At 60.3% G+C, this 16654-nt stretch carries 13 protein-coding genes; 1 reads left to right on the top strand and 12 read right to left on the bottom strand.

Annotated elements, in window-relative coordinates; all coding sequences use genetic code 11:
- The 7 genes from AABA86_RS31540 to AABA86_RS31510 all read right to left on the bottom strand — a co-directional run.
- Nucleotides 1–1972: Ig-like domain-containing protein (locus tag AABA86_RS31540; protein WP_338309560.1), on the bottom strand; the 1972-nt coding region annotated here is incomplete at its 3' end.
- Between the two features lie 701 nt (nucleotides 1973–2673).
- Nucleotides 2674–3441: a class I SAM-dependent methyltransferase gene (locus AABA86_RS31535; RefSeq protein WP_338309559.1), complete on the bottom strand. Its 768-nt coding sequence runs from the start codon at nucleotides 3439–3441 to the stop codon at nucleotides 2674–2676.
- A complete protein-coding gene (locus tag AABA86_RS31530) occupies nucleotides 3428–4723 on the bottom strand; it encodes an O-antigen ligase family protein (protein WP_338309557.1) in 1296 nt (431 codons plus the stop codon). The genes AABA86_RS31535 and AABA86_RS31530 overlap by 14 nt, the downstream gene beginning before the upstream one ends.
- A 79-nt stretch (nucleotides 4724–4802) precedes the next feature.
- On the bottom strand, nucleotides 4803–5864 hold the full coding sequence (locus AABA86_RS31525) for a right-handed parallel beta-helix repeat-containing protein (protein WP_338309556.1): 1062 nt from the start codon (nucleotides 5862–5864) through the stop codon (nucleotides 4803–4805).
- A complete protein-coding gene (locus AABA86_RS31520) occupies nucleotides 5782–6786 on the bottom strand; it encodes a glycosyltransferase family 2 protein (protein ID WP_212252370.1) in 1005 nt (334 codons plus the stop codon). The genes AABA86_RS31525 and AABA86_RS31520 overlap by 83 nt, the downstream gene beginning before the upstream one ends.
- A gap of 83 nt (nucleotides 6787–6869) precedes the next feature.
- Nucleotides 6870–8039, bottom strand: a complete 1170-nt coding sequence (locus AABA86_RS31515) for an acyltransferase family protein (RefSeq protein ID WP_338309554.1) — start codon at nucleotides 8037–8039, stop codon at nucleotides 6870–6872.
- 84 nt (nucleotides 8040–8123) lie between these two features.
- Nucleotides 8124–9668: a class I SAM-dependent methyltransferase gene (locus AABA86_RS31510; RefSeq protein WP_338309553.1), complete on the bottom strand. Its 1545-nt coding sequence runs from the start codon at nucleotides 9666–9668 to the stop codon at nucleotides 8124–8126.
- A 181-nt stretch (nucleotides 9669–9849) separates the two neighbouring features.
- On the opposite strand from AABA86_RS31510, the gene AABA86_RS31505 reads away from it, so the two are divergent.
- Nucleotides 9850–11169, top strand: a complete 1320-nt coding sequence (locus AABA86_RS31505; protein WP_338309552.1) for a glycosyltransferase family 4 protein — start codon at nucleotides 9850–9852, stop codon at nucleotides 11167–11169.
- On the opposite strand, the gene AABA86_RS31500 is transcribed toward AABA86_RS31505, so the two are convergent.
- The 5 genes from AABA86_RS31500 to AABA86_RS31480 form a co-directional block, all read right to left on the bottom strand.
- A complete protein-coding gene (locus AABA86_RS31500) occupies nucleotides 11139–12389 on the bottom strand; it encodes a DegT/DnrJ/EryC1/StrS family aminotransferase (RefSeq protein WP_338309551.1) in 1251 nt (416 codons plus the stop codon). The genes AABA86_RS31505 and AABA86_RS31500 overlap by 31 nt on opposite strands.
- The gene (locus AABA86_RS31495; RefSeq protein ID WP_212252380.1) at nucleotides 12329–13330 is read right to left on the bottom strand and encodes an NAD-dependent epimerase/dehydratase family protein; all 1002 of its coding nucleotides are present in this window, start codon (nucleotides 13328–13330) and stop codon (nucleotides 12329–12331) included. The genes AABA86_RS31500 and AABA86_RS31495 overlap by 61 nt, the downstream gene beginning before the upstream one ends.
- Nucleotides 13327–14505, bottom strand: coding sequence for a DegT/DnrJ/EryC1/StrS family aminotransferase (locus AABA86_RS31490; protein ID WP_338309550.1), 1179 nt, complete (start codon nucleotides 14503–14505; stop codon nucleotides 13327–13329). Before AABA86_RS31490 ends, AABA86_RS31495 begins: the two co-directional genes overlap by 4 nt.
- Before the next feature lie 97 nt (nucleotides 14506–14602).
- Entirely contained in the window at nucleotides 14603–15124 is a 522-nt protein-coding gene (locus AABA86_RS31485; RefSeq protein WP_212252384.1) for an acyltransferase, read from the bottom strand.
- 31 nt (nucleotides 15125–15155) lie between these two features.
- On the bottom strand, nucleotides 15156–16646 hold the full coding sequence (locus AABA86_RS31480) for an oligosaccharide flippase family protein (RefSeq protein WP_338309561.1): 1491 nt from the start codon (nucleotides 16644–16646) through the stop codon (nucleotides 15156–15158).
- Between the last annotated feature and the right edge of the window lie 8 nt (nucleotides 16647–16654).

Raw genomic sequence — 16654 nt, 5'->3', positions numbered from 1 at the left:
GCACATTGGTGACTTCGACGATTGCAGCGTCCTTGGTGCCGCCATGACCAATCGGCGGATCGATCGGCTGCGACAAGGCGCTGGTGTTGCCGGCGGCATCGGTCGCGGTCGCGGTGAAGGTGTGGGACCCGTGCTTGAGATTCGGGGTCGTCACGCTCCAGTCGCCGTCGCTCGCGACGGTCGCGGTGCCAAGCAGGGTCGTGCCCTCGTAGAGCTTGATCGAGCTCCCCGCCTCCGCCGTACCGGATACCGTTGCGCGGTTATGTGTCGTCGGATCGCTCAACAGGATCGGAGCATCGGGGGCAGCGCTATCCACCGTGACATCAAGCGCAGTCGATGCCTTGCTGGTAACGCCAGAGACCGTGTCGGTTGCGGTGAAGCTGTGCTTGCCGTCCGGCAGTGCGACGGTCGTGTAGTGCCACGCCCCGTTCGCATCCGCGGTTACGGTGCCGAGCTGGGTCGTGCCGTCGAGCACCTTGACCGTGCTGTTGGCAGCTGCAGTCCCCGCCAGGGTCACCGTCTTGTCGCTCGTGATGTGATCACCGGCGGTGCCGGTATCGCTGGAGAACGAGGCGATCTTCGGCGCGGCCGGCGCAGTGCTCGTGCCCGACGTGCCCGAGCCGGTGGTACCTGTACCCGAGGTACCCGAACCGGACGTGCCCGAGCCGGTGGAGCCCGTCGTCGTTCCAGAGCCAATGACCGGGTCCACAGCCGTCGACGCAGCGCTGACGTTGCCGGCAACGTCGGTCGCCTTCGCCGTCAGGGCGTGCGAACCGACCGACAATGCAGACGTCGTGACGCTCCACGCGCCGCTCGCGTTGGTCGTCGCGGTGCCGACCTGGGTCGTTCCGTCGAACACCTTGATCGCGCTGTTCGCTTCGGCAGTCCCCGACATCACGACCTGATTGGCAGTGTTGACGGTGTCACTCGCGATCGTCGGTGCAGCTGGCGCCTTGGTGTCGACGGTGACCGCCACCGCGGCCGACGCCACGCTGGTCTGGCCCGACGAGCTGGTCGCGGTTGCGGTCAACGTGTGCTTCGCATCGGTCAGGACCTTGGTGATGTAGTCCCAGCTTCCGGTCGAAGTCGCGGTCGCCGCGCCGATCTGCGTCGAACCATCATAGACCTTCACGGTGCTGCCAGCCGCGGCGGTACCGTGCAGGGTGACCTGACTGGCGTCAGTGATACCATCGCCAGTCTTGCCCGTATCGGGTGACCAGGATGCGATGGTCGGCGCTGCCGGGACTTCGGGCGTTGCGGGGGGCGTCGTCGGTGAGGTCGTCGTCGTACCGCTATTTGCCGACGTATTGAGCGTCGACGCCAGCTGCGCGCCGTCCGTGTAATTCCCGGAGAACACCGAATTGTTTCCGCGGATCAACGCGTCACCATACTGCGCGCCGCCAATGTGATTGTTGGTGAACGACACGCCGGTAATCGATGCGGTGCCCAGGTTGGAATCCGCGTATACGGTGTAGGCGCCACCAGTCAGCAGGTTATTGGCAACGGTGACATTCGAGACCGGCCCGAAGTCGTTGTCGATCATGACCGCAGAGGTCCAGCCCCACTGATTGATGATCGAATTGCCGGTGATCTGAATGTTGGAGAGGCCTCCGTCGATCTGGATGCCGTCATAGTGAGGCGATCCGCCTGCCTGGAGATCGTGGATGTAGTTGCCCTGGATGACGGAGTTGCTCCCCGGAACGATGCCATTCTCCACGTTGAAGATGTTGTTCCCGATGAACGTGCCGCTTCCCATGATGCCCTGATTGCCAGTGCCATCCGGTGCACGGCCGGTGCCATCGATGGTGCAATTCTGAACCACTGCGCCCGTGACTCCGGAATCAATGGTCACCGCAGCCCAACCGCCGGACGTGACCTTGCAGTTCTCAAGGGTCACATTGTCCGCCTTGATGTAGACACTGCCGGTGATGTTGAGTCCGGAAACCACCGCTCCCGCCTGCGTGATGACCACATCTCCAGAAGGAGTCAGCGTTACCCCTGCCGGCACCCCAGTGTTCGTCGCGTCAGGCCATGCGTTCGTTGTCGTTGCCAAAATAGTTTCTCCGTCTTCTCTGCATTATCCCCGTTAACTGACACCAGTGCTTATTGCGAGTTTGCGCTCTCGATTTAATCAGTGATCGAGATGCGCCAGGTGCCGTGCTTGCGCGGCGTTAGTGGTCGTCTGCAGACGGCCTTTTTTTGACAAGACCACGGCTCCGCTAAGGTCATTTCGCCACAAGCGCCGTCAGATTCCCGTTTCCGGAAATACCGCGCGGAAATCTACGTTACGGAAATTAAAAGCGATTTCGTTCTAGCCGCGATCAAACGACGGCAAAACATGCGCGTGCCACACTTCACAGAAAAATTCTTTCGAGCTGGCCCGTCGCAACGGTCGAGCGGCTCCGAGATCGACTGCGCTCAACGTTGGCGCACATTAAATAAACCATCGGATGTATAAATAACCAGCGACTGCGCATTATTAAATACGATGCGCGAACGTCCTCTGCAGCAGACTGCGGCAAGACAGTCAGCTCGAATTTGCCGTGCTGCTCCGTTGGCTGAGATGCGCGCCTACCGACGGAGCCAGAGGCGATGCAATGACGTGATGAATGGGCTTAGGTGACAAAGCGAGGCGGCCCGATTTCGCCGGGCAACGTCAAAGCACGGCCTGGCCTAAGTCTTCCGGCACAAAAATACTTTCTCGCCGCGGATGAGGCCATATTGCGCAACCTGAGGCTCGACCGCCGTATACTCGTCGACGACAAAGCCCGCTCGTTCGAGCCGGCGTCGGAAATCACGACCGAAGAAGCGGACGTGATCATGCTGGTTGAAATACAGTATCCGATCTTCTTCTGTTTTCTGCCTCGATCGATCCTCGAACGTTTCTTGCCACCCCTCAATAAGAGGAATCATCGCGATCAGCGTCCCGCCCTTACGCAGGATCCGAAACAGTTCGGGCATGGCCAAGCGATCGTTCACGTGCTCGAGGATGTGGCAGCAAATGATCAGATCGAACCTGTCACTTTCGAGGTCTATCTTTTCGATATTGATGTCAAGATCAGCGCCTTTTTCTCCGAACTCGCAGGTGACGTAACTTCGCGGCTTTCTCGCCTTGATATACTCCGTGAGCCCCTTCTCGGGCGCGAAGTGAAGGATATCCTTCCCCGTAAACAGGCTCTGCTCGGCGTCGCAAAGCGCCAACAGACGGTGCCGCTCGTGCGACAGACAATTCGGACAGAGCGAATCGAAGTTGATTCCCAATGCCAGCGGATTTGCGTAGGCGAAAAACCGGCCTCGATACCCACATACCGAACAGGTCCTCTCAAAGCGCCCGAACAGGAAACGGATCGTCCGAAGCCCGCTGCGTAATGACCAGACATAAGGTCGCAAACGTCCCCTGATGCCGCCAATCGACGATGATGCCACCTCAAAATTGCTCATCTTGCGCTCCCAACATCTGCCATTCCCTGAGCGAAGCACGCACGCCGATGCAAACGCCCCAAAACGTCCACATGTAGTTCCAGAAATGCACCGTCAAACCCGTGAACAGGAACACCATGCAGGCGATCGTGAATCCCGTCTGAATCTGGGTTGGACGGCGCCCGGGCACAGGCAATACCGCCGAGAGGTTCAGAACGATCAGCAGGATGGTGACCGGTACGCCGTAATGGAGGCTCGTGACCAGCCACACGCTGTCGACGGTGCGATCGAGTAGATAATAGCCAAACGTTACGAATCCGGCTCCCGTCAGAGGCGACTGCCACACCTGCGCCGAGACAGCGTCCCAGATCATGAGGCGATAGAACCCCGTTTGAGGCTCCAGTGTCGCGTGGGACAGCAGCCAGCTGAGAGGGTTATTTGTCACAGCGGTAACGGCCAGCAGGAACATGCCCGCTGCCGTCCAAAGGAGAGGCCATCGCCACGGGCAGTGGCGCAACAACCGCTCGTAAGCGTAGCTCGACATGACGACGACCATCCCCATGACAGCGGCCGAAGATAACGACAGCAATCCGCCGAAGACGCATAGACACGCCCACGACAGACGCTTGATGGAATTTGTCGCCGAGAACAGCACGATGGCCGCAGTCAACGAACAGAACACGCCATAGAGAATAGGATGATCGAACGTCGATATTGCGCGTCGCAGACCTGCTCGCACTCCATCTGCGCCCGACGTGCCGTCGTCCACGAACGCCTCAGGCTGCGGCATGAGTGCCGCCATGACCTCGCGGACGATCCAATGCCCCGTCAACACGTCCGCTAGCGCAACGCATATCGCAATCGCCGTGAATGCCTTGATGAGACGAATGAACTGCTGGACCGCCGACGGCTGCAGAACGAAAGCCCGCGCGACAAAGTATGCTCCGACAAAGTCGAGAGCCTCTGCGACAGCAGAAAACGCCGATTGAGGTCCGGCGGCGTAACCAGCCGCCGCCACCATGGCGAGCGCAAGCGTCCCCGCGAGCCCGTCCGACAGCAGGAGCCGCCGGCTCGGCTGCAATAACCGCGCGACCGCCGGCAACAGCAGGATCATGAGGCTTATTCTGGTCGGCGTCAGCTTTGCCCCGGCGATCAGCACCTGAAGGCCCGACGGCAGTACGATGCCCATCAGAAGGAGCGGGACGACCAGACTGGCCCGTTGGGGAATGGTCGATTGGAATCCGGCCGCCGTCGCGCGAATACGCGGCTGTCCCGCGAGGAGAGCATCGCCAGGATAGCTCATGAGGCTGTCTCCCTGGACAGGCCGGACCAGGCCATTAGACCCGACAAGCGCTTCAGTTGGTGCAAAGCACGCCAGCGCTTCATCTGATGGCCTCCTGTGCCGCGACGCTGCCGAAGTTCAGATTGCGCACCAGGCGCCAGCCGTCTGTCGCATTTCTGAGATAGGTGGGGCGGTTTCGCCGAAACAGGGTCGGCCCATACTGCCCCGAGCCGATGTGATTGTCGGTGATCGAGACATCCGAGATCGGATTGTCGCTGAACTTCGCATCCGAGTAGACCGTATAGCTGCCGCCGGCGAGAAGATTGCCTTCGATGACGATGTTGGAGACCGGGCCAAACTCGTTGTCGATCATGATAGCGCCGGCCGCGCCGTGAGAATTGATGATCGTGTTTTGCCGGATGACCGTGTCCGAGATGCCGCCATCGATCTGGATACCATCGTAATGCGGCGCCCCGCCGGCATTGAGATCGTGAATAAAGTTGTGCTCGATCAGATTGCCCTTCCCGGTCAGCACGATGCCGTTCTCGACGTTGGAGATGTTGTTGCGCTGGAACGTGCCCTGTCCCATGATGCCCTGGTTGCCATTGCCATCGGGACCAGCACCCTGGCCGTCGATCGTGCAATCCCTGACGACAACTCCTGTCCGATGCGGATCGATCTTGATAACGGCCCAAGCGCTAGCCGAGATGCGGGACATCTCGATGGTCACGTTGTCGGCGTTGACGACGACGCCGCCCTGAATGTCCAGTCCTGAAATCGTCGTGCCGGCAACGGCAATCGTGAGGGGGCCGGACGGCTTCAGCGCGAGATCCCGAGGCGGCCCCGTGTTGCTTGCGTCGGGCCATTGGGCGGCGAAGGCCAGCTTGGACGCGCTGTCCGGTTCAGCTGCCACCGCCGCCGGAATCTGGAGCGCTGCGACGGCAGCCGCTACGCGGGCAGCCTCGAGCACAATCTCGCCCCAGCGCTTATGGCCAAACGCGAGCCGTCCGGCTCTTCGCCATGTCCATCCCTGTCCTTCTACGCAATCTGACCTCATCGCTCTTCTCGCCAGAAACGTCTCATGCCGGCTCGACTCTCGGTGCCTCGTAACCGCCAACCCACTCTCGCCGACGCCTCCAGACGGCTTCCCAATAAGCAGCATTCCTTTGCCATTCCGCATTCCGCGCCAGGGCGGCCGCCATGCCGTATCCGTACCGGCGTGTGAGCGGCACGATCAGGTGCAAAGCCTGCCCGATCGTCCGTGCCGGCCAGCCGAAATGCCGATTGATCAAGGTGATTCTTCCCTTGAACACCTTCACCCTCTTGTCGACAGGCACGACGTCGGATGCCCCGCCATAGTGGACGATAGTCGCCTCAGGCGTGACCGCGGGCCGCGCACCGAGGGATCGCGCGCGATGACAGAGGTCCGCTTCTTCTCCGTACATGAAGAATGTGGGGTCGAACCCGCCGAGCCTCTCCCACACCAGCCGGTCGATCAGCAAAAAACAACCTGTAACGATGTCGACGTGCCGCGCGGTATCCCGGTCCCATCCGCCATAGGCCTCGGAATTGAAAATCGGACTGCGACGACCGAAATAGGTGAACCCCAACGCGAAGCACAACAAATTCCACAAGCTAATTCTTCGAAAGCACGAGGTGCGATTGAGGCTGCCGTCCGGAAACACCGTGCGTCCGCCCCAGACGTGAAATGACGGATTCGCGTCGGCGAACTCGAAAAGACGATCAATCGCGCAGTCGAGAATAACGGTGTCCGGATTGAGCAGAAGCAATCGTCGTCCGCGCGCCTGTTTTGCAGCCAGATTGTTGGCGCGTGCAAAGCCGATGTTGTCGTTTAGGGCAATCAGCCTGACGTCAGGGAATTGACGGGCGATTGCGGCAGCTGACTGGTCGGACGAGCTATTGTCGACGACGATCACCTCATATCTCGTACCCATTGTCTCCGCGGCGATCGACGCCAGACAGTCGAGCGTCATGTCGCGGGTATTGTAGCTCACGACAATGATGGAGAGGTCCAGCTGCCGATCCGAGTCCGGACCTTCGTCATCACGGTACGCGCTGCTCATAGCGACTCTGCTCCTTACGAAGACACTGCGGCCCGCTCGTCGCGCTATCACCCTCGAACCTGAGCTCAGGTGCTGGTGTCGTCTCACTCCGCTGCGCCGGCCTCGATGGTTCCTGTCAGATTGTTGCTCGGCTGATCGCGGCGCACGGCGGCCTGACTCTCAACGCCGCGTCGGCTGCCTAGACGTGCAATCTGCGACGACAGCCAACGCGAAACCCACGCCTTTTGCCTCAGCGCCGGCGCTTCGACAAATCGCCAGGACGCATACGCCAGAACGAGAGTCACTGATGCCGACAGCAGGGCCAACTGCCAGCCAGCCGCGAGATCGAATAGCGTCAGGAACGCCAATATGACCGGTGAATGGATCAGGTATACGCCGTAGGACAGATCGTACTTGAGTGGCACTCGACTCGCGACCTCGGACAGTCCGAGATAGACCACGACGTAGGGTATACACAGCGGCACCGCCACCGCGCCCAGCCCGCTCGCAAGACCGATCAGCGTGCCCCCCACGGCGGCTGCGGCCCCGATTCCGGAGAACGGGATGCTTTCACGGTAGAGGTAGAGGGTCGTGCCGGCGATGAAGTAGACGAAGAGGCCGATGAAATCCGAGAGCCGCTGCGGACAGGCCGCATGCAGCGATGGCGAGAGCGCCAGCCCAACATAGGTAAGATAGACCAGGGCGAAACTGATCATCGTCAGCACACGTCGGCGGAGAAAGCCCGCCACGCTCATCGCCGCCAGCACCGCATAGGACCAGACTTCGATATTGAGCGTCCATAGCGGTCCGTTGACCTGCACTTCGTGTCCATGCCGCACCACGCCGGGCAGGTAGTGGGACATCAGGGTCACGGCGTTCTTCAGATACAGGTAAAGCTCGGCACTGCCGAGATAGTCGGCTAGCGAATATGTCGTCAGGGCGGGCCCCAGCACGAACATCGATGCGATGACCACGACGAACAGTGCGGGCAGGATACGCAACGCTCTGTTCACGCCGAACCGGACGAGATCGCCAGATCGGGCCAGGCCAGGCGCCAGCAGGAAGCCGCTGACGCAAAAGAAAATGACGACTGCAAACAGGCCGAACTGGATGAATCCGCCGCTGAACCGGTAGAGGATGTCATTGACTCCCCACCAAGCATGGTGCCCAACCACCATGAGAGCGGCCACAAGTCGTATCTGATCAAAACCGGGGCCTCTGGCCGAAAGGACGGCAAGCCGATCGCCGATCGTGGTTGCCCCGAGCGAAATCATCGATTTCTCACGCGAAATTCTCTTTCTGCCATTTCATGATTATATATCATTTAATATCAAACCACAATTAAATGCGAACCGTTTTTAACCGGACCGGACCTCGCCGGCCGGGCGATTTGACTGAGGCGAGGCCGTCAATTTGGCTACCCTGTCAGTGCTTTGCCTTCCCCCGGACGCGGTCATGATGATCGAGGCCGCAAGCCCGAGCGAAACAAACCTAGGCGCGAGCCTGCCCAGCCGGGAGGTCATGCCAAACAATCCATCGCCAGGATCCGCTGGAACTCCGAACATCGCCTCGATTCGCAGGCCTGAATCGACGCACCAACTCGCCAGCTTGCGTCCCGAAGCGAAATGAGCGCCCACAGCCTCGTAGCCGCTGGAGCGCCCGGACTGGAGACTCGCGCCGAGATAAGACCGAATGCCCCTTGGGGACATCGTGTTGGGCATCTGGATCACTGCTAGCGATTGCTCGTGCATGAGCGATCGCAGCCTGAGAAGCAGCTTTCGCGGATCCGGAGCGAGGTGCAACAGGTTGAGACATAAAACGCAGTCGTAAGTGTCTCGATTGGAGCCGATACTGTCCAGATCGTCGTAGATCATCTCGATTCCGTCCCCGGCGGGGCCGGCAGCAATCACTGGATCGAGCGGAATCGCGGTGACGTGCAGGCCTCGCGCCTGCAGCCGCTTTTCCGTTTTGCCAGAACCACAGCCGATCGAAAGCACGCTACGCGCCGATGCCGGCACGAGCGCGATCGTCGCCTCGGATTCAGGTTCATAATAGTCCTTGGAAAAGCTCGCGCGGCGAAGGCGCGTCTCCGTTGGAAGCAACGAGTAGGGCGTGCGCCGTCCGTCCGCGATTTGCAGCAGAATCGCCTTCTGCCTGCCAATTTCCTCCTCCCCGATCCCCATCCGGCCGACGTACCGGTTGGTGAGGTGATGCACGGTGAAATCCTCCAGGTGTGAGATTGGCACCAGTTTTCTCAAACCACATTGCGTGTATGGATCCGTCGCGGCCGTACAGGCCAGATCATACTTTCCCTGATGCGGAGCTACATCGAAGCCGCCCGAACGCAGGGCGTTGCCTAGCTGCTTCCGGGTAAGGACAAAGCAGGCGGCGTGCTCGTTGGTAAAATGCGCCAGAATATAGTCGCCGCGCCGCCTAACCGATGAGGAATCCCAGTGAAAGTGCGCGTGAATATCAGGATAGTTTCGCTCGCCGTCCTCGCCGAATTCAACCCGCAGAAACCCGGCAACTTCGTCCGGAGATAGAAACGACGTTGCATCCAGCCAGGCCCGGATGTTCCTCTCGGTGATCAGGATGTCGTCTTCCGAGTAGATGAACAGATCGTATTGATCGCGACGTTCAGCAAACAGCTTCTTGTGCGCGAACGGCAGGGACCACGGGTTCCTGTCCGGCAGGCCAACAATGCACTCCACCCCGGTTCTCGCGCGCTTGTCGATGTTTGACAGCACGACGATATCAACGACGAGGGACATCGACCCGTACTCCCGGATGACCCGCTCGAGATAGCGGTCATTCGAGGTTCCATGGCTTGCAATCGCGACCAGTACGCGAGGCGGGCGACCGCCGTCTTGGCGGGCCACATGCCGGGCAGCATGCTCGTTCATCGCATCGGGGTCCCCGGTGGAGGTCAAAAGCGGGTCTCGCGTTTAAATCCGCACAGAGTATATAACCGAATTTGGACGGGTCGACATTTATTATTATTTAAATTTGGATTATATCGCGATATGGTTCTCACCAATGTCAGGTTGGTCAGCGTTTGGCGCGACACCCGGAGAATCCCATCGCATGAACGTGCTGGTCTATCCGCATTCCATGGAACTGGGAGGGTCGCAGCTCAACGCAGTCCAGCTCGCCGAGGCGGTTCGAGACCTCGGTCATGACGTCACCGTGGCGGCAGAGACTGGCCCTCTTCTGGATAGAGTAAGGGAGACGGGTCTCAGACATATCGAGATTCCCCGGCATCGGGCCCGCCCCTCGCCTCGTGTTAGCCAGATGCTCCGCAGCATCGTCAACGAACGCGCCGTAGACGTGGTGCACGGTCATGAATGGCCCCCCATTGTCGAAGCTTTTCTGAGCGTTGGACTATCGACGAGGGCTGCCGTGGTGGGAACGGTCATGTCGATGTCCGTCCCCTCCTTCCTGCCGCGCAGCGTTCCTCTGACCGTGGGCACGGAGATGATCCGTCGCGCTGCAATCGCTGCAGGACATCGGGATGTTACGTTGCTCGAGCCGCCAGTCGATACGAAGTCCGACCATCCCCTCATCGATGGCACGAGCTTTCGCGAGGCTCAGAATATCGGCCCGGACGAGGTCGTCATCGCGATGGTCTGTCGACTTGTGCCGAACCTTAAACTTGAGGGGCTGCTGTCGGCCTGCGATGCCGTCGGCGAAATAGCGCTCGACGGCCTGCCAGTGCGGCTTCTGATCATTGGTAATGGACCGGCACGACTGAGCGTCGACGCGCGTGCGGCCAGAATTAACTCGCTGGTCGGCCGGAACGCCGTCGTATTGGTGGGCGAGATGTCCGATCCACGGCCTGGCTATGCTGCCGCGGACGTCATCATTGGCCAGGGTGGTTCGGCGCTGCGCGGAATGGCCTTTGGAAAGCCGCTGGTGGTCGTTGGCGAGGACGGGTTCAGCGAGCTGTTGACGCCCGAGAGTGCACCGACCTTCCTGCAACAAGGCTGGTACGGATTGGGCAAGGGCTCGCGTGGAGCCGGCGCCAGCGCACTTCGATCGGCTCTCGAGACCATCCTGGCCTCTGCGTCGCTCCGTCAGGAGCTTGGCGGATTCGGCCGGCGGCTGGTGGAGCACCGCTTCAGCCTCGCGCAGGCGGCGAAAACGATAGAGCAAACCTATCTACATGCCCTACGCAGCAAGCCCTCAACCAGCCGACGATTGGCAGATGCCGGCCGATGCACGGCCAGCCTTGCCAACTATAAGGTGCAGCGAAAATACCGGCGTTGGATGGGTTTGGCTTCCGCCGAAGACGACAACGATCGGGCGCGAATCTCTGCGGTGCTGTCCGCAAAATCGATCGCCCCTCGATCAGACAGGGCCGCACCAGATCCGGCTCATAAGATATCCCGGCAGACCGATTCGTGACTCGCCACGGCGGCGCCGTGGTTCGTGCGGGCAAGTTCAGCCTTCACCGCATCCACGATACGATCCTGATCCGCGCCGTCCATCTGCGCATAGAGTGGAAGGAGGATCGCGTGATCCTGAGCTAGCTCGGATTGCCGCAGATCATCGCGCGACGCCGTGCCGGCATAGGGCGGCTCGCGATGGGAGCACATGATGCCCCTGCGCGTAGCGATGCCCTGATCGAGCAGCGATTGCATGATCGTCCGCTGATCCAATCGATCGGGCAAGCGTACGCAGTAGCTCTGCCAGTTCGATCGCGCCCACGCCGGCTCGAACGGCAACCGCAGCCCCTCAATATTTCCAAGCAGTTCAGCGTAACGGGATGCCAGCTCGCGCCGCCGCGCAATCAGCTGCGGAAGCCGCTCGAGCTGCTTGCGCCCGATCGCGGCCTGCATATCCGTCATTCTATAATTGTAACCGACGAGGACGTACTCTTCGAAAATGACACGCCGCGAACCATGACGCACGATATCCGGAACGCTCATCCCGTGTTGACGTAGAAGCCTGAACTTGCGATCGAGCTCGGCATCGGAGGTGGTGAGCATTCCTCCCTCACCAGTCGTGATCACCTTGCGCGGATGAAATGAAAAGCAGGCAATGTCTCCATGCGGCTTGCCGATCGCCTCCCATTGCCCGTTCATGCAGATCTGCGATCCGGCGGCACAAGCCGCATCCTCGATCACGGCGATCCCGTGGCGACGCGCCACAGCCATGAGCGCTGCCATGTCGCACGGCATGCCCATCTGATGCACCGCGATGATCGCGCGTGTGCGCTCGGTGATGGCTTCAGCCAGCCGAGCGCAATCCAGATTGTATGTCTCGGGCTCGATGTCGACGAAAACTGGAGTGGCGCCCTGATGTCGGATCACGTTCGCCGTTGCGATGAAGGAATGGCTGACCGTGATCACCTCGTCGCCGCTGCCGATACCCAGCGCGGCCAAGGCAAGCTGCAGCGCGGTCGTGCAATTCGCGACGGCACAGGCGTGCGGGGCGCCGACAAGCGCGGCGAACTCGTCTTCGAACGCAGCCACCTGCGGACCTTGCGATACCCAGCCCGACAGCACCACGGCGCGCGCAGCGTCGGCTTCTTCGTCCGCAAGCAACGGAGCTGCGATCGGGATCACGATGCCGCCACCTGCCGCTGACGATCCGAAGCGAGTTCGCGCTCTGATCGCCACCATTTCACGAGCTCGGCGAGCCCCTGCTCGAGCGAAACCGTGGTGCGGAACCCCAGTAGACGCTCGGCCTTTCCTGTCGATGCCAGCCGCCTCGGCACCGGATTGACCGAGCGCTCAGGCGCGAATTCGGGAGTCAGACCGCGGTGTCCCATCACCGACGCAAGCACCGTAGCCAGTTGCGTCAGGCTGGTCTCAGTACCGCTTCCGACGTTGAAGACCTCGTCGGTAATCTTCGCCCTGGCCGCAAGGATATTGGCGCGCGCGACGTCGCGGACGTGAACGAAATCCATCGTCTGACCGCCATCACCAAAGATAACGGGTGGTAACCCGGCCTCCAGCCGCTCCATCCAGCGGATCAAGACCTCGGTGTACCGTCCGTGCATGTCCATCCGGCTGCCATAGACGTTGAAGTATCGGAATGCCACGTAGTCGAGGCCGCATGTGTCGTTGAAGGCGCGCAGAAGCCCTTCATTGAACGCCTTGGCGGCCCCGTATAGAGTCCGGTTGTTGTACGGATTTTGTCGCTCGGTTGTCGGAAACTCCTCGGCCATGCCATATACGGAGGCCGAGGACGCTGCGATGACCTTCTCTATGTCGTGCTTGATGCACATCTCCAGGAGGTCGTAGGTGGCGTCCACCATGACCTCCTTGGCCATGCGGGGCTCCGCCGCGCAATGAGTGATGCGGAGTGCGGCCTGGTGAAACACGATGTCGGCAGCCTTCACCAAGGCTTCCATCAGCTTGCGATCGCGTATGTCGCCGTGAACCAGTCTCACCGGTCCACGACCGAGCGCACGCCGGAGATTTTCGGGGCGGCCTCTGACCATGTTGTCGAGCGCAACGATCTCGATGCAACCCTCATCGCAGAGCAAATCGGCGATGTGGGAGCCGATGAACCCTGCCCCGCCAGTGATCAGAACGCGCTTTCCCTTGAGCTCAATCAAGACGCCCTCCTGTTGCAGGATCTTGTTGTGAAGCTTTGTGATTGCTGCGCCCCGTTGCTGGCGGCTTCGCTGGGTCGCAATGCTCCGGCGTTTCTCAACGTGGAGACAACCTCGGTCGCCCGGTCCGGCAGCAGTTCCGGATAAATGGGAAGGGAGAGAAAGTCGTTCGCAAGCATCTCGGTTACCGGCAGATCACCGGCCCGATAACCGAGTTCAGCATAGGCCTTCTGCAGGTGCACCGGAATGGGATAGTGAATCCCTGTACCGATGCCGGCCTCCCGCAACAATGTGAGCGCGTCGTCGCGCCGCTGCAATCTGATCGAATAGACATGATAAACGTGGCGGCAGTCCAAGGGCGGTCGCGGACGCGCGAATGGAAGCTCTGAAAGCAGTTCGTTGTATCGTTCTGCGATCGATCGGCGGGCCTCGGTCCAGCGCTCGATGTAGTCCAGCTTGACATTCAGTATCGCGCTCTGGATCTCGTCCATGCGATAATTGTACCCGGGAATGACGTGGTCGTATTTCGCCTCCTGCCCCCAGTCCCGCAGCAGCGACACGCGGCGCGCGAATTCAGGCCGATCAGTAACGACGGCCCCCCCCTCCCCGAACGCACCCAGGTTCTTGCCTGGGTAAAAGCTGAAGCACCCCAGATCCCCGATCGAACCTGCGCGGCGTCCCCGGTATTCCGCGCCGTGCGCCTGCGCGGCGTCCTCAATGACGACCAGACCGTAACGCTGCGCAATCGACATGATGGGATCCATGTCGGCCATTAATCCATGGAGGTGAACCGGCAGAATGGCTCTGGTTCGAGGTGTGATTGCAGCCTCGATAAGGCTGGGATCCATCGTCCACGTGACCGGGTCAACGTCGACAAAAACCGGTTTGGCGCCGCTGTAAAGTATCGCTGCGGTTGTCGCCACGAAGGTCATGGATACCGTGATGACTTCATCGCCCGGCCCGACGCCCGCCGCCAACAGCGCAAGGTGGAGCGCAGAGGTCCCACTATTCACTGCGAGGCAACGCGCAGTCCGGCAATATTCCGCAAAACGCCCCTCGAACGCCGCCACCTCCGGCCCGAGCACAAAATGCCCGCTGCCGACGACTCGTGCCACCGCGGCGTCGATTTCCGGCTTGATTTGACAGTATTGGGCTTTCAGATCCAGGAAGGGTATCAAGATTCAAACCTTGGATTGGACTACATCATAATTAAATAATTAACTCGCATTATAATAATTAATCAAGCGACATTTCAACAAATAAATGCCGACCAATTCAATCTGGTCTGTGAGACTCGCTGATGAAGGCACAATCGGCGACGGCCGTGCTTCCGACTGCGGACATGGTCCGAGCGGGCACTCCCGCGACGGTGACACCCGGGGCAACATCCTTCGTCACGACCGAGCCCGCGCCAACGGCCGCACCCGCACCGATCGTGACACCGCATAGAATGGTGGCGTTGGAACCGATGGCGGCCCCCTTGCCGACGTGAGTGCGCTGCAATGTCCAGTCCGAAGCTTGCTGAAGACGACCATCCGCGGTCGTCGCCTTCGGATATTTGTCGTTCGTGAACATCACGCCATGACCGATAAACACTTCGTCCTCGATCGTGACGCCTTCGCAGATAAAACTGTGCGAAGATATCTTGCACCGCGCACCAATCTTTGCTCCCGCCTGGATTTCGACGAAAGCTCCAATCCTGCTCTCATCGCCAACTGTGCAGCCGTACAGATTGACCAGTTCCGGGTGGAGGATACGGACATCGCGACCAAGTTCTACGTCTTGTGTAATAGGCATGTCCCGCACTCCGAATGATGTCGTAGAACCGCTATGGCGCCGTCCGCGAAGGCCACAGCCCCGGCGCCATTCTCGCCAAGCCGGCTGCGGCGGAGTGAAACTGCTGCAAGAGCGGGTGCCCAGTGACCATCAGTCCAAGCCACCAACACAGCACAGCCACGGAGAAGGCTGACGCCAACCCAGCCCCCGAGGTAAGGCCTCCAGCTTCCGTCAGCACTGCACAAATAGAAGCACCGGCAATCACCAGAACCGTTACAGCTCCGCTTCTCCGCAGGGGGCGTACAAATTCGGCGGGCCGAAGGCCGAGTTGCCGCCCCAGAAAATAGAATGCAACTGCTGCCTGAAATGGCAATGTCACAAGAGCGGACGCCGCAACGGCGTGCACGCCGAGAAACGATGCGCCCAGGATCACCAGAAGTGATGGTGGCAGCGAAATTAGCGACGAGATCAGGGCGTCCTGCACCCTTCCGACCGCAACAAACATCGGGTAGGTCAGGCAGGCCGCGAAAAGCGCAAGGTTGCCGATACAGAGCAGTTGCACGAGCGGGACGATCTCCAGCCACGTCGGGCCGAGCCAGATCAGAATGATTGGCCGGGCCATGATCGCCATAAATACCAGGAACGGCCACTGCACGGCGGAGAGCAACTGGATGGCCTCGAGATAGACGGCCTTGAGATCACCACCCGCCTTGCTTCGCGCAACGATTGCCGGCATGACGACCGGACTTATCACCTGCGTGACCAGCTTGTCGAATATCTGTGTCGAGGCGGTCGCACGGCTGTAAAGACCGACAGCGGTGAAGTCGAGCACTCTCGCCAGAAACAGCTGGGGCGCCAGGCCAAAAAACACATTTACAACGCTCACCGCGCCCGAGTAGAGGCCGAAGCCGACGATCTCTCGGCAATCGACCAAGGATGGCCGCATCGCACCGAAATCCCTCCGCAATATCAGTAGCATCACGGCCAGCACCGCGTTGCCCGCCACCCCTCCCCAGAGCGGGGCCATGTAGCTGAAGTGGGCCATTGCGAGGGCGACCGAAACGACAGCGATCGTCGTACCAGCCGCGAGGTTACAGATTGCGAGCACGCCAAACTGCATCTCACGACGGAACAATGCGGCTATGGTTCCGGAGAACGGCAACAAGAGAAGATTTAGCGAGGAAACCTCGATCCCTCGGCCTAAGCGGTCCAGCTCGAAGAAGCGCGCGATCGGCTGCGCAAACACGAACAGCACGAAAGCCGTGGCCGCCGAAATCATGAGGGTAATCGTGAACGTGGTCTGCACGCTCGCGCGCGACAACTCTCGCTTCTGAATCAGATAGCTTGCACCTGCAAATTCCTGGAAGCAGGCCGCGATGATGGACGTGACGGCGTTCACGACGGCATAGATGCCAAACTCTTCCGGGGACAGCAAACGGGCTAGCACGGCGGTCGCGACAAAGACCAGCAGCAGGCCGACGTAACGGTCGAGCGCTGAAAACAGAATGGAGCGCTGCACGGACTTCATTGCGTCGTCTGTCATGTCGGTCA

The organism is Bradyrhizobium sp. TM233 (assembly GCF_036247965.1).
Taxonomy (GTDB): domain Bacteria; phylum Pseudomonadota; class Alphaproteobacteria; order Rhizobiales; family Xanthobacteraceae; genus Bradyrhizobium; species Bradyrhizobium ottawaense.
Note: the sequence above shows the minus strand (reverse complement) of the source record. Positions and strands in the feature narration are given on the sequence as shown.